This is a genomic window from Actinomadura rupiterrae, from assembly GCF_024172125.1.
In the GTDB taxonomy this organism is placed as follows: domain Bacteria; phylum Actinomycetota; class Actinomycetes; order Streptosporangiales; family Streptosporangiaceae; genus Spirillospora; species Spirillospora rupiterrae.
This window is the reverse complement of record NZ_JAMZEA010000012.1, coordinates 112,411-125,107: the sequence shown is the minus strand read 5'-3', so window position 1 is coordinate 125,107 and position 12,697 is coordinate 112,411. Positions and strand designations below refer to the sequence as shown.

Sequence of the window (12,697 nt, the reverse complement as noted above, 5' to 3'; positions counted from 1 at the left end):
CGATCTCGGCGGACGGGGATCAACAGGACACCGCGTCCCGTCCCGGGCCGCCCCCCCGGGTCTCACCCCCGTCCGAGGTTCCGATGTCCCCCTACGTCTTCGCCTGGATCCTGTGGGTCCTGATGTTCTTCGCGATCGAGCTGCCCGCGGTCTTCAACCGGCAGCCCGGCGACACGCTGTCCGAGGTGATCTGGAACGTGTTCGCCATCCGCGGCAAGCCGCTCGGCTGGCAGCTCCGCCGCCTCGCGCTGCTGCTCGGCCTCGCCTGGCTGGTCGCCCACCTGCTCAGCGGCGGCCTCGTCTGAAACCACGCCGCCCCGCCTCACCCCGTCCCGCGACGCCCCGCCTCACCCCGTTCCGCGCCGCGCCGCGTCACCCCGTTCCGCGCCGCGCCGCGTCACCCCACCCTGCGCCGCCTCGCGTCCTTCCGTAGCGCGCGGGGACGGTGCTCGGACGCCTAGCAGGATCGCCGCTGAAAAGATCGCCGACTAGTCACGGGTTTGTAACAAGCGTCCCCCCGGTATGTTTTCGTCACACTTGTTACCTCTACCGTCGCAACGCGAATTGTGGCGATCCCACGTGAAGGTGAGAAGATGCGGCGCGTTTCCCACGGGGCTCTGTCCCTGCTGCTGGCGGGCGGTCTGGCCGCCTCCGCAATCGGTGTCGCCGGGGCGGCCCAGGCGGCGCCCGCGGCGCCCAAGGGCGACATCCTGGCCCAGCTGAAGGCCATCAAGGGCATGTCCGTCCAGGAGAAGCCGTCGACCCTGAAGGGCTACCGCTGGTTCTGGCTGACCTACAAGCAGCCGGTCGACCACCGCAAGCCGCACGGCAAGTGGTTCGAGCAGCGGATCATGCTGGAGCACCGGGACGCGTCCGCGCCGATGGTGGAGTACACCAGCGGCTACAACACGCCCGAGGCGATGTTCCAGTCCGAGCCGACGGCGCTGCTGAACGCCAACCAGATCTCGGTCGAGTACCGGTACTTCACCCCGTCGCGGCCGCAGGACGCGAACTGGAAGTACGACAACATCTGGCAGGCCGCCACCGACGAGCACCGCATCGTCCAGGCGCTCAAGCCGATCTACGGCGCCAAGTGGATCAACACCGGCGCGTCCAAGGGCGGCATGACCGCGACGTACCACAAGCGGTTCTACCCGAACGACGTGGCCGGCTCGGTCGTGTACGTGGCGCCGAACGACTACAACAACAACCACGACAAGGCCTACGACAAGTTCTTCCAGACGGTCGGCACCGATCCCACGTGCCGCGCGCACGTGAAGGACCTGGCCCGCGAGATCCTGAAGCGCCGCACGGCCATGGAGACGCGGATGAACGCGGACGCCAAGGCCAACAAGTGGACGTTCTCGATCCTGCGCACGGTGGACCGCGCGTTCGAGAACTCCGTCATGGACTTCGAGTGGGGCTTCTGGCAGTACCACCTGCAGTCCGAGTGCGCCTCGCTGCCCGCGACCAACGCCTCCGACGACGACATCTACAAGGTGTTCAACGACGTCTCGGACGTGTCGTCCTACAGCGACCAGAGCCTCGGCGCCTTCATCCCGTACTACTACCAGGCGGGCACGCAGCTCGGCTGGCCGTCGCCGAAGTTCCCGAACCTGCACGACCTGCTGCGCTACGAGAGCAGTTACGTGCCGCGGACGTACGTCCCGCGCGACATCCCGATGAGGTTCGACAACGGCAAGGCGATGCGCGACATCGACTCGTGGGTGCGCGGCAGCGCGAACCACATGCTGTTCCTCTACGGCGCGAACGACCCGTGGGGCAGCAAGCCGTTCCGGCTCGGCAAGGGCAGCCGTGACTCGGCCGTCTACGTCGCCCCGGGCATGAACCACAGCGGCCGGCTCATCGCCAAGCTGCCGGACGCGCAGCGCGCGAAGGCCATCGCGGACCTCCAGCGCTGGGCGGGCGTCGCGCCGTCCATGAAGGCCACCTTCGCGGTTCCGACCCCGATGGGCGAGGACCCGACCCTGGCGCAGCGTCCCCCGCTGTAGCCGCCGAGCCGCGAGCCCCCAGCAGGGCTCCCGGTTCCCACCCCCGAGGCGTGGGACGCGGACCATCCCCCAGGTCCGTGTCCCACGCCTCGTCATTTCCCGCCGGGCCCCCGTCGTGATTCCCCGCCCGGACCGCCGTCGTGATTTCCCGCCGGGACCGCCGTCGTGATTTCCCGCCGGGACTCCCGTCGTCATTTCATGACGGCGCGTCGGTGACGAGCCAGGCGGACGTGTTGCCCGGCAGCAGGTCGCCGTAGCAGGCGGCGCTTGCCAGGACGACCTCCCCGGGTGGTAGCCGGACCGGGTTGTCCGAGCAGTTCAGCGCGCACGTGAGCCGCCCGCGCCGGAAGACCACGGACGCGTCGGACGGGTCGTCCGGCCACTCGATCTCCTCCGGCAGCGACGGCGCCAGCTCGCGCCGCAGCGCCAGCGCGCTCCGGTAGAACGACAGCATCGAGGCCGGGTCGCCGTCCTGGGCCTCGACCGTCAGGGACGCCCAGTCCGGCGGCATAGGCAGCCACGGGCGCGTGCCGTCCGGCGCGAAGCCGTACGGCTCCTTGGCCCCCGACCAGGGGATCGGCACCCGGCAGCCGTCCCGGCCGGGCCGCTTCCCGCCGGTGCGGCGCGAGATCGGGTCCTGCCGGACCTCGTCCGGGAGGTCCTCGACCTCGGGAAGGCCCAGCTCCTCGCCCTGGTACAGGTAGGCCGAGCCCGGCAGCGCGAGGAGCATCAGCAGCGCGGCGCGGGCGCGGGCCGTGCCGATGCCGGGCACGCCCGGCGGACGCTCGTACCGCGTGACATGCCGGGGCATGTCGTGGCTGGACAGCACCCACGTCGGCGCGGCCCCGGTCGGTTCGACCGCCGCGACCGCCGCCTGGATCACGTCCCGGAACGCGGGCGCGGACCACGGCGCGAGCTGGAGGTCGAACTGGAACGCCTGGTGCAGCTCGTCCGGACGCAGGAACCGGGCAAGCTCGTCAGGGGAGTCGGTCCAGACCTCGCCGACCGCCATCCGGTCGCCGTCGTAGGACTCCAGGATGCGCCGCCAGTCCCGGTAGACGCCGTGCACCTCGGGACGGCTGTAGATCCGCCCGTGCAGGGCGGTGCGCGCGTCCGCGCCGACGTCGGCGAACGCCGGGTCCTTGAACAGCCCGGCCGCGACGTCGATCCGGAAGCCGTCCACGCCCCGGTCGAGCCAGAACCGCAGGACGTCCTCGAACGCGCGCCGGACTCCCGGGTCGCGCCAGTTCAGGTCAGGCTGCTCGCGCGCGTACAGGTGCAGGTACCACTGGCCGTCCGGAAGGCGTTCCCAGGCCGATCCGCCGAACATCGACGGCCAGTCGTTCGGCGGGCCCTCCATCCGGCCGTCCGGGTTGCGCCGCCCGGGGCGGAACACGTACCGCTCCCGCGCCGGGTCGCCGATCGGCGCGGCCAGCGCCTCCCGGAACCAGCGGTGCCGGTCCGAGGTGTGGTTCGGGACGATGTCGATGATCACCCGGAGGCCGTGCGCGTGCGCGTCCGCGACCAGCGCGTCGAAGTCGTCCAGGGTGCCGAACCGCGGGTCGACGCCGGTGTGGTCGGCGACGTCGTAGCCGCCGTCCGCCAGCGGGGACGGGTAGAACGGCGTCAGCCACAGCGCGTCCACGCCGAGGTCGCGCAGGTAGGCCAGCCGCGACCGGACGCCCCGGAGATCGCCCTCCCCGTCGCCGCCGCCGTCGGCGAAGCTGCGGACGTAGACCTCGTACACGACGGCGTGGCGCCACCAGGGGGATCGCGTCATACCGGCGATCTACCCGAAAGCGGGCGAACCTTCACCCGCCCCTGACGTGGACGAAGGAACCCTCACCAACCGGTGACGGCGGCCCTTCCGAAGGCTCGGGAGCCGGGGGAGGCCGCGCTCAGGACGGGGCGTTGACCATGCTCTGGGCGGCCATGGTGAAGTAGTTCCAGAGCATCTGCTCCGCCTGCGGGGGCAGGCCGGACTCGGCGACGGTCTCGTCCAGCGCCTTGCGCATGTGCCGCAGCCAGGCCTCCTTGGCCGCCTCGTCCACGACGAAGGGCGCGTGCCTCATGCGCAGGCGCGGGTGCCCGCGCCGCTGGCTGTAGGTGTTCGGCCCGCCCCAGTACTGGATCAGGAACAGCCGCAGCCGCTCCTCGGCGGGACCGAGGTCCTCCTCGGGATACATCGCGCGCAGCGCCGGGTCTTCAGCGACGCCCTGGTAGAAGCGGTGCACCAGGGCGCGGAACGTCTCCTCGCCCCCGACCGCCTCGTAGAAGGTCACCTGTTCGGGTTCAGCCATAACGCCCCAAGCCTATGCGGTAGGAGCGCGCTTACGCCTCTTGATCGTCAAGCCGTGACGGCAGGACGCCCTGACCTCCGCGCCAGCCCGACGTCGTGACTATGCGAAATCAGTCCAATACTCAGCGCGACGATTCGAGGGGGTCAGGAGGCGGAGGGGGTGGCGACCGAGACGCCGGCCTCGTCGAACGCGACCTTGACGCGCTCGCGCAGCTCGCGGGCGCAGTCGCCCTGCTTGCCGGGGGCGGTCTTCAGCACCACGCGGATGACCAGCGCGTCCCCGGCGAGGGCCTGGACGCCCCAGACCGAGGGCCGCTCCAGCACGGTGTCGCTCCACTTGGGGTCCTCGGCCATCGTGTCGGCGGTGGCCTGCAGGATGTCCTTGACCTTCTCGACGTCCTCCCCGATGTCGACGGGGATGTCGAGCACGGCGCGGCCCCAGTTCTGGGACTCGTTGCCGACCTTCTTGATCTCGCCGTTCGGGACGTACCAGACCACGCCGTTGACGTCCCGCATCCGGGTGACGCGCAGGGTGACCGCCTCGACCGTGCCCTTGGCGCTGCCGACGTCGATCACGTCGCCGACGCCGTACTGGTCCTCCAGCAGCATGAACATGCCGGCGAGGCAGTCCTTGACGATGTTCTGCGCGCCGAAGCCGACCGCGACGCCGATGACGCTGGCGCTGGCCACGATCGGGGTCAGGTTCAGCCCGAGGTAGCCGAGGATGCTGAACAGCGCGGTGCCCATGATCACCACGGACGCGACCGAGCGCAGCACCGAGCCGAGCGTCTTGGCCCGCTGCGCGCGGCGCTGGGACAGCAGCGCCGGGCTGCCCTCGAAGATGGTCTTGCTCTTCTCGCGGACCTTCTCCGACATGGTCCCCTCGGCCATCCGGAGGGTGACCTTGGTGATCATGCGGTGCGCGATGTTCCGGACGACCAGCGCGATGACGAACGTCACGATGATCGCGACGAGCTTGCCGGTCCAGTCGTCCAGGCCGTAGTTATGGACGAACCGGGTCGCGTCGGGGCTGTGCGTGATGTTCCAGAACAGCCGGCACGTCGCGGACGGGGCGTCGCCGGGCTTGCTGACGCAGTAGCTCTCGGCCTTCCCGTCCATCTTCACCAGGGGCTCGGCGAGCACCCCGGCGGCATGGGCGACGGGCGCGCTGGACGCCGCTGTGCCGTACATGGGGGCAGACCCTCCCCGGCCGATGGTGGATGCCGCGCCACGTCGCCGTGGACCTGCGGCGGTACGAGCCCGATCGTAGGGGACGGTGACGACGGGTTCGTACATCGCCGGACGCGTGACGCGCATCGGCCGGGGAGGGGCCGCCCGGGGGCCGCGGACCCGGAGAATCGGGCATGGGAAGCGGGTCCGCGGCTGGCCGGAGGGGGCCGGCGCTCAAGCCGGGGCGGGGCTCATTGGGCGGGCTCACTGGGCGGGCTCATTGGGCGGGTTCGAAGGACTGGACGACCGGAACGCCGCCGACCGCGCCGTGGCGGCGGTCCGGTCGCCAGGTCTGGTGGTGGGGGGGCCGCCAGGTCTGGAGGAGGGAGTGGAGTCCCGCGGGGGCCGTGGCTGCCGCGCCGTTTCGGCCACGGCCCCCGGGGACGCTTCCGGCAGCGTCAGGAACGGCCCGAAGGCCGGCCCCCCGCCGTTGCCGGACCGCGGACCTCGAAGCCCTGCGCTTCGAGACCGCGCGCCTGTTGTCGGAGCGGCTGCAGGACGTGCGCCAGTTTCGTCGCCGCCCCGCGCGGATCGTCGACCTTGTGCATGCGTTCCCCCCAGGACCACCAGTAGTAGAAGTGGTCGCGCGTGTCCGGCGCCGGGGCGCACGTGACGTCCTCCGCCAGGCTGGCCGCCTCCGGGTTCACCACCCGCAGGAACGCCGGGCCGGACCGCGTCCGGACCACCCGCGCGACCAGGCCGCGCGTGTCGAGTTCGTGCTCCAGCTCCTCCAGGTAGCCGACGCGCTCGTCGTGTGCCACCTGCGCACCCCCTCCGTCTTCCGTGCATTCCGAGGACTGCTCGTGCCGTTCCCGTGTGGCCGAATGGTCCCTCTCGCCGCGGGTGAGGATCTTCAACCCGGCCGGGCCGGGCCCCCGCGGTGATCGAACTCAGCGCTTCCGATCCGTTACACGCGGCGAGAATTGCAACCTCAACGGTGATGGGTCAAGGGCCCCGCTGTCCGGCGAAGTACGGGATCGCACCACCTCAGGGGGAGGTTCTCCGATCCCGGAGGAGGAATCTCTACCCCCGGGGGAGAAGCCGCTTCCGGTGCGCCCGTCTTTCTCGGGAATGGCTTGGCCTGCCCCGGTGCGAGCGTTACGCTGCGTGCGCAAGAGATTATTTCTCGTATCACTCGCCCCCGGCGGGTGGACGCGAGAACTCCGTCCGAAGAGGTTGACCTAGCTACCGGTCGCCGTGGCCCCGAGGTCAGGCCCTCGCCTTCGAGGACCTCCCCCGGCCCAGCGGTGAGGAGGCCGGAACGATGTCAGACCCCCCGAAGAAGGAGACGGAGATCGCGCGCCGCATCAGGGCACGCGGTCTCGCCAGGGGACGCGCACCCGCCCAGATCGCGGTGGACATCCACGATCAGTGCGGGCCGCTGTTCGGCATCACGCCGATCAAGGCGCACCGCCTCGCCCACGGGGTCGCGCTGTCCGACATCGTGGCCCAGGTCCGCGCGCTGTTCGAGATCGACGGCAAGCCCGAGCCCAAGCTCGGCGACACCCTGCTGTCGGCCTACGAGAGCGGCTACAAGCGGCCCGGGCCGGAGTACCTCCACTACCTCTGCGCCGTCTACCGGGTCGAACCCGACGACCTCGGGTACCGCAGTCCCTGCATCTGCGGGCGCGCGCACGCGACCCGTCCCGCCGAGGCGAACGGCGGCCCGTCCCCCGCCGGCGTCCCGTCCCAGCGGGAACCGGGTCCCCGCGCGCCGGACGAAACCGACGCCCTGATCGGGGCGGTGGTGGTGCCGAGCCCGGACGACCGGCATTGGGTCTCCGTCAGAAACCCCAGGGGTCCGGACCGCGCTGACGGCCCCGTCTCCATCGATGTGGGAGAGGAGGACATCGTGCTTCGTAGGACCCTGCTGAGCCTGCTGGCCGGATCGGGCGTGGTGACGCTCGACGGCCAGTTCCTCGGCGCTGTGGACAACCTTCGTCGCAAGATGGACGACACCCTGGTCAGCGCGACCGTGTCTCCGACCATGCTCGACCAGTGGGAGGAGACGACGCTCGGCTACGGCCAGCAGTACCAGGCCACACCGTCGCTGCGCATGCTCTGCGACGTGCTGCTCGACTTCTCCGAGGTCCGGCGGATGGCCGACAAGCGGCAGCCGGTCGAGCTCCAGGAGCGGCTGCTGCGGATCGCCGCCCAGCTGTCCGGGCTGTCCGGCCTGATCATGATCAACCTGGGCGACCACCGGCTCGCGCGCTCGTTCTTCCGGACCGCGCGGACGGCCGCCGACGAGACCGGCGACCGCAAGCTGCGCGCCTGGGTGACCGTCCGGGAGGCGCTGGTCCCGATGTACTACGGGGACCCGCGCGAGGCGCTGCACCTGGCCCGCAAGGCCCAGGACCTCGCCGGCCGCGACCCGAGCGTGGCCGCCGCGATGGCGCCCGCGGTCGAGGCGCGCGCCCTCGGCCAGCTCGCGCTGCGCGGACGCGGCGACGCCGCGCCCAGCGCCCGGCGCGCGCTGCTGCGCGGCCGGTCGGTGTTCGACCAGCTGAGCAAGGAGTACACCGGCGACCTGGTGTTCGGCTTCACCGAACGGCAGATGACGTTCTACGAGGGCGACACCTACACCAACCTCGGCGACCACAAGGGAGGGGAGGAGTCGCTGAGCAAGGCGCTCACGCTGTACGCGCCCACCGACCGGGTCGACCTGACCCTGGTCCGGCTGGACCGGGCGGCCTGCAAGCTGCACGCGGGCCATCCGGACGCCGCGCTCGCGGGCGCGCGCGAGGCGATCCTCGACCTGCCCGCCGAGCACCGCTCCGACATCCTCGTCCACCGGGCGCGGCAGATCGGCGCGGCGGTCGGCGCGAAGCACCCGGGCCTGCCCGCGCTGAACGAGTTCTACGAGGCGCTCGCGGGGCCGCACGTGCAGAGCCCGACCACTCCACCGCCCAAGCCGTCCGTCCCGCCCGCAGAGCAGGTCTGACGCGCCATGCCACAGCCAGAGGGCCACCTGCCCGGACCCCAGGCCGCACCGGCGCGGCCGAAGGCACCCGACGACGCCCAGGCCGACGCGCCCGGCGCCCCAGCCGCCCCGGACCACCCCGGGGCGCACTCCGAGACCCGCCCGGCGGACCCCCGCCCGGCGGACCGCCACCCGTCCGGCCTGCGCGCGGCCGACCCCTGCGAGTCCGACGTGCGCACCGCCGCTCCCAGCGGCACCGACCTCCGTACCGCCGATCCGGGTGAGTCGGATCCCCGTGCGAAGGACGCCCCGCGCGAGCTGCCCGAGTCCTGTTCGATCCTCGTGCCGGGACGGGCCCGCCCCGACCGTCCGGACCTCGTCCGCGTGCATGCCGACCCGCCGTCGTGGGAGTACGGCGGGCTGCGCCTGCGGCGGTACGTCCCGTCCGACCACCCGGCGGTGCTCGCCCTGCACCGGCAGGGACTCGCGCAGGTCGGGCTGCGGCCCGGCGACGGGGTCTACTACGACCACGACTTCTTCCGGATGGAGGAGATCTACCTGCGCGGCGACGGCGAGTTCCTCGTCGGCGAGCTGGGCGGCCGGATCGTCGCGATGGGCGGACTCCGCCGCGCCGACCTGGTCCCCGGCGGCGTCGCGCGGGCGAAGGGCGGGGGCGCGCAGGCGGCCCCGGCCCGCGACCACGCGGTCGAGATGGTCCGGCTGCGCGTGCGGCCGGAGCTCCAGCGGCGCGGCTACGGCGAGGTGCTCGTCCGCGCCCTGGAGGACCGGGCCGCCGAGCTCGGCTACCAGGTCCTGAAGGCCGACACCACCGCCCGCCAGGGCCCCGCCCTCGCGCTCTACCGCAAGTTCGGCTGGCGCGAGACGCACCGCGAGGTCATCAGCGGCATCATCAACATCTACCTGGAGAAGCGCATCCACTAGAAAGCCCCGCTGGACACAGCGGACACCCCGGGACGACGGCCATCCGGCGGAGGCGCGGTCCGCCGCCCGCCGTCCCGGGGCCTTTCCATGCCAGACCCCAGAACCCCGGCAGCCTCCAAACCCCGCGAGGCCAGCCTCAAAACCCCGCGACGACCGCAACCGGCGCGAACGCGTTAACAACCGTGCGGGGCGACGCCGAAGGCGAGTCCCGCGCGGTTGATCGCGAAGCGATGCAGCGTTCGCACGAGCTTCCGGTCCGCGCCCGAGCCGCTAGGCGAGGGCGCGGACCGGAAGCTCAAATAAGCACTGCCGCTAGGCGAGGGCGCGGAGCCGGAGGCTCAATCCAACACAGCTGCAATGAATTGCATGAGGGGGTAGCGGCGGTGGTGGAGGATGGTGAGGCCGCGGGCGGCGAGGTCGTCGGGGAGGTCGTCGTCGAACATGGTGATGCCGGCGGCGCGGCCGAGGACGTCGCCGGTGAGGCGGGTCAGGGGGAGCGCCGGGCGGCGGGTGGTGAGGATGACCAGGCGGCCGCCGGGGCGCAGGACGCGGATCATGCCGTCCAGGGCCGTCCAGGGGTCGTCGAAGAGGTAGAGGGCGCCGAGGCAGGAGACCGCGTCGAAGACGCCGTCACGGAAGGGCGGGGTGACGGCGTTGCCGCGGACGTAGGCGATGCCCTGGCTGTCGGAGGCGGCGCGGGCGAGCATGGCCGGGGCCGCGTCCAGCCCGATGACCAGGCCGTTCTCGGCGACGCCGGACGCCAGCGCGCGGGTGGTGTTGCCCGGTCCGCAGGCCAGGTCGAGGACGGTCGCGGCGGGCTTGGCGATGTCGCCGGGCTGGCCGAGGCCGAGCCAGTCGCGGGCGAGCGCGTGCTCCTCGGCGGTGTCCGGCCCGGACGGCCAGCCCTTGGACACGTTGAACGCGACCGGCCGCCACACCCGCTCGTACACCTGCGGCAGCAGCGTGGACTGCATGACCCGCTGCGCGAGCGTCGGGGCGGGTTCGGCGGCGAGCAGGTCCAGGTAGCCGTGCGGCGCGGCGGGCGCCGCGGGCGGTTCGGCGAGCAGCCCGAGGACGCGGTCGAGCAGCCCGGGGTCCTGCGTGGTCGAGGAGCGCACGGTCTTATTCGACCACGCGTCAATACGTCCTGTCCCGGACGGCCCGCCGGTGTGACCGAACGCACCGCCGCCCGCCCGCTGGTCAGCTCATGCACAGGCCCGTCTGGGACGCCAGGAACGAGAGCGTGTCGGTCATCAGCGCCGTCGAGCGCGTGACGGAGCGGGCGGCGTGGCCGACGTCCGACTCGCGCCGCAGCAGGACGGGCTGGGCCGAGGACGTCGCGTGCTGCAGCGCCGCGCACATCTTGCGGGCGTGCAGCGGGTCCACGCGGCTGTCGCTGTCGAAGATCGTGAACAGCACGGCCGGGTAGTCCACGCCCTCGCGGACGTGGTGGTACGGCGAGTAGGACAGCAGCCATTCCAGCTCGTCCGGCTTGTCGGCCGTGCCGAACTCGTCGTTCCAGATCTGGCCGATGCCGAACTTCTCGTAGCGCACCATGTCGAGCAGCGGCGCCGAGCAGACCACCGCGCGGTACAGGTCAGGGCGCTGCGTCAGTGCGGCTCCGACCAGCAGGCCGCCGTTGGACCCGCCGGAGATCGCCAGCTGGGACGGTGTGGTCAGGCCGTCCGCGATGAGGCGCTCGGCGGCGGCGTGGAAGTCGTCGAAGACGTTCTGCTTGCGGTCGCGCATCCCCGCGCGGTGCCAGTCCTCGCCCTCCTCCGAGCCGCCGCGCAGGTTCGCGACCGCGTACACCCCGCCCGCCTCGACCCAGGCGAGGATGGACGCCGAGTACGCCGGGGTGAGCGAGATGTTGAAGCCGCCGTACCCGTACAGCACGGCGGGACGCGGTCCGGTGCCGTCCGGACGGGAGATCACCAGCATCCGGACGTCCGTGCCGTCCTTGGACGTGTAGGTGACCTGCCGCGTCTCGATCTCCGGGACGGCGACGGTGCCCGGCGCCGACGCCCACACCTTCGTCGCGCCCGTCCGCGCGTTGTAGTGCAGCACCGAGGACGGCGTGACGTTGTCGGTGTAGCCGAACCACGCCTCGTGCCCGCCCTCCGGGCGCTCGACGATGCCGCCGACCGAGCCGAGCCCGGGCAGCGGGACGCCGCCGGTCCGCTCGCCGGTCTCCAGGTCGTGCACGGAGATCTCGCTGACCGCGTGCCGCGTCCAGGCCGCGAGCAGGACGGGCCGGTGCAGGTCGTCCAGGATCGCGTAGTCGGTGAGCACGGCCTCCGGGTCCTCGGGGACCAGGTCGCGCCAGTTCTCGTAGGACGGGTCGGACGGGTCGGTCACGCACACCCGCGAGCGCGGCGCGTCCCGGTCGGTGAAGACGTACGCGCGGCCGTCGCGCCCGACGTGCAGGCCGGTCGAGGCGTCCACGCCGACCTGGACCTCGCGGAACTCCGGGCTCCGCAGCGGCGCGGCGGTCAGGTCGGCGATCCACAGGTCGTTGCGCGGCGCGGTCCCGGCGGACGCGGTGACCGTCAGCCAGCGGCCGTCGCGGCTGACGCCGATGCCGTAGTAGTTGGTCTTGTCGAGCCCGTCGCCGAACACCAGCACGTCGGTGTCCGGGTCCGCGCCGACGCGGTGCAGGAAGACGCGGCGGTGGAACTGGTCCTCGCCGTCCGGGACGTCGGCGGGCGCGAGCCGCCGCACGTAGTAGTACTCCTCGCCGCCCGGCAGCCACGCGACGACCGAGTTGCGGGTGCGGTCGATCGGGCCCTCGACCCGCTCGCCGGACGCCACGTCCAGCACGTAGAGCAGGGACTCCTCGTCGCCGCCGTGCGAGACCTTGTACGCCAGCAGCCGGCCCTCCTTGTCGGGCTGCCAGCCGTCCAGCGTGGTGGTGCCGGTCGGGTCGAGCGCGGTCGGGTCGACCAGCACGCGCTCGGAGCCGTCCGGGTCGACCGTGTAGAGGACGGGGTGCTCCTGCTCGGCGCGGCGGCGGGTGAAGAACCGCCGGTCGCCCCGCCACACCGGCGCGCCGACGCTGCCCGCGCCGAGCAGCTCGCCGAGCCGCGCGCGCAGCCGGTCGCGCCCGGGCAGGCCGTCGACGGTCTGGTGGAACAGCTCGTCCTGCGCCGCCAGCCACTTGGCGGTGTCCTCGGAGCCGGCGTCCTCCAGCCAGCGGTACGGGTCGGGCACTCGGTGGCCGTGCAGGTCGTCGGCGACGTCCTGGCGGGGCGCGGAGGGGTACTGCGGTCGGGTCATGCGAGCACTGTATTC

At 72.2% G+C, this 12,697-nt stretch carries 10 protein-coding genes; 4 read left to right on the top strand and 6 right to left on the bottom strand.

Annotation, left to right across the window (positions count from 1 at the left end; translation table 11 throughout):
* Positions 1–83 precede the first annotated feature (83 nt).
* Positions 84–305, top strand: a complete 222-nt coding sequence (locus FHU30_RS35895; RefSeq protein WP_253882000.1) for a hypothetical protein — start codon at positions 84–86, stop codon at positions 303–305.
* 288 nt (positions 306–593) lie between these two features.
* The gene (locus tag FHU30_RS35890) at positions 594–2,012 is read left to right on the top strand and encodes a S28 family serine protease (protein WP_253881999.1); all 1,419 of its coding nucleotides are present in this window, start codon (positions 594–596) and stop codon (positions 2,010–2,012) included.
* Positions 2,013–2,208: 196 nt separating this feature from the next.
* Here the strand turns inward: FHU30_RS35890 and FHU30_RS35885 are convergent, their stop codons facing one another.
* From FHU30_RS35885 to FHU30_RS35870, 4 genes are all read right to left on the bottom strand, one after another.
* Entirely contained in the window at positions 2,209–3,792 is a 1,584-nt protein-coding gene (locus FHU30_RS35885; protein WP_253881998.1) for a glycoside hydrolase family 13 protein, read from the bottom strand.
* A 118-nt stretch (positions 3,793–3,910) separates the two neighbouring features.
* Positions 3,911–4,312 carry a globin gene (locus FHU30_RS35880; protein WP_253881997.1) on the bottom strand — a complete coding sequence of 134 codons (402 nt, stop codon included), beginning with the start codon at positions 4,310–4,312 and terminating at the stop codon, positions 3,911–3,913.
* Between the two features lie 143 nt (positions 4,313–4,455).
* Positions 4,456–5,502: a mechanosensitive ion channel family protein gene (locus FHU30_RS35875; protein ID WP_253881996.1), complete on the bottom strand. Its 1,047-nt coding sequence runs from the start codon at positions 5,500–5,502 to the stop codon at positions 4,456–4,458.
* A 437-nt stretch (positions 5,503–5,939) separates the two neighbouring features.
* The gene (locus tag FHU30_RS35870; protein ID WP_253881995.1) at positions 5,940–6,302 is read right to left on the bottom strand and encodes a hypothetical protein; all 363 of its coding nucleotides are present in this window, start codon (positions 6,300–6,302) and stop codon (positions 5,940–5,942) included.
* Between the two features lie 503 nt (positions 6,303–6,805).
* On the opposite strand from FHU30_RS35870, the gene FHU30_RS35865 reads away from it, so the two are divergent.
* A complete protein-coding gene (locus tag FHU30_RS35865) occupies positions 6,806–8,485 on the top strand; it encodes an NsdA family TPR-like regulatory protein (RefSeq protein WP_253881994.1) in 1,680 nt (559 codons plus the stop codon).
* Between the two features lie 6 nt (positions 8,486–8,491).
* Positions 8,492–9,406, top strand: a complete 915-nt coding sequence (locus FHU30_RS35860) for a GNAT family N-acetyltransferase (RefSeq protein ID WP_253881993.1) — start codon at positions 8,492–8,494, stop codon at positions 9,404–9,406.
* Between the two features lie 338 nt (positions 9,407–9,744).
* On the opposite strand, the gene FHU30_RS35855 is transcribed toward FHU30_RS35860, so the two are convergent.
* Both FHU30_RS35855 and FHU30_RS35850 read right to left on the bottom strand, forming a co-directional pair.
* Positions 9,745–10,524, bottom strand: a complete 780-nt coding sequence (locus FHU30_RS35855) for a class I SAM-dependent methyltransferase (RefSeq protein WP_253881992.1) — start codon at positions 10,522–10,524, stop codon at positions 9,745–9,747.
* Positions 10,525–10,606: 82 nt separating this feature from the next.
* On the bottom strand, positions 10,607–12,682 hold the full coding sequence (locus FHU30_RS35850) for a prolyl oligopeptidase family serine peptidase (protein ID WP_253881991.1): 2,076 nt from the start codon (positions 12,680–12,682) through the stop codon (positions 10,607–10,609).
* Between the last annotated feature and the right edge of the window lie 15 nt (positions 12,683–12,697).

What these genes read in the sequence shown, in the direction of transcription:
- FHU30_RS35875 (WP_253881996.1), bottom strand. Translation starts at nt 5,502, where the DNA reads ATGTACGGCACAGCGGCGTCCAGCGCGCCCGTCGCCCATGCCGCCGGG.
- FHU30_RS35890 (WP_253881999.1), top strand. Translation starts at nt 594, where the DNA reads ATGCGGCGCGTTTCCCACGGGGCTCTGTCCCTGCTGCTGGCGGGCGGT.
- FHU30_RS35880 (WP_253881997.1), bottom strand. Translation starts at nt 4,312, where the DNA reads ATGGCTGAACCCGAACAGGTGACCTTCTACGAGGCGGTCGGGGGCGAG.
- FHU30_RS35860 (WP_253881993.1), top strand. Translation starts at nt 8,492, where the DNA reads ATGCCACAGCCAGAGGGCCACCTGCCCGGACCCCAGGCCGCACCGGCG.
- FHU30_RS35885 (WP_253881998.1), bottom strand. Translation starts at nt 3,792, where the DNA reads ATGACGCGATCCCCCTGGTGGCGCCACGCCGTCGTGTACGAGGTCTAC.
- FHU30_RS35850 (WP_253881991.1), bottom strand. Translation starts at nt 12,682, where the DNA reads ATGACCCGACCGCAGTACCCCTCCGCGCCCCGCCAGGACGTCGCCGAC.
- FHU30_RS35865 (WP_253881994.1), top strand. Translation starts at nt 6,806, where the DNA reads ATGTCAGACCCCCCGAAGAAGGAGACGGAGATCGCGCGCCGCATCAGG.
- FHU30_RS35895 (WP_253882000.1), top strand. Translation starts at nt 84, where the DNA reads ATGTCCCCCTACGTCTTCGCCTGGATCCTGTGGGTCCTGATGTTCTTC.